Origin of the sequence: Bartonella melophagi K-2C, from assembly GCF_000278255.1 — a bacterium.
GTDB lineage: Bacteria > Pseudomonadota > Alphaproteobacteria > Rhizobiales > Rhizobiaceae > Bartonella > Bartonella melophagi.
The window spans coordinates 34,674-35,211 of record NZ_JH725081.1 but is presented as its reverse complement, the minus strand read 5'-3'; the positions used below and the strand labels follow the sequence as shown (position 1 = coordinate 35,211).

Genomic DNA, 538 nt, shown 5'->3' with positions numbered 1-538 from the left:
TGAGGGGACAGGGACGTTGACGATGAATAAGGGGAGTGGGATGGGGGTCTATGCAAAGGGGGGAACGGTGTCGTTGGCGGATGTGAGGATTTCAGGGGTTGAAATGGGGGTGATGATGTTGGGGAAGGAAGGTAAGAGTTTGACGATTAGGGGAAACTCGACGATTGATTTTAAGGGTGATGGCGTTGGGGTAGGGGTGTTGGGAGGGGTGACAAGGGTGAGTTTGATGCGGACGGTGATTACGGGAGAGGGAAGTGGGACGGGGGTCTATGCGATGGGGGTGGGAGAGATGGCGGTGGGGTTGGATAATGTGAGGATTTCAAACGTTGCGAAAGGGGTGAGTGTTGAAGGGACGGGGAGGGTGACGATTAGGGGTGGGTCAGTTGATTTTACGGGGGCACATGGGGTCTATGTGGGGAAAAAGGGTACAAGTGCTGAGTTGAGGGGGACACGGATAACGGGAGATGGAAGTGGGACGGGGGTCTATGCGATGGGGGTGGGAGAGATGACGGTGGCGTTGGATAATGTGAGGATTTCA

At 55.2% G+C, this 538-nt stretch carries 1 protein-coding gene; it reads left to right on the top strand.

The window, feature by feature from the left end; translation table 11 throughout:
• Window positions 1-73: 73 nt before the first annotated feature.
• The coding region (locus ME3_RS07000; RefSeq protein WP_210160359.1) for a right-handed parallel beta-helix repeat-containing protein at window positions 74-538 on the top strand (465 nt) is incomplete at its 3' end.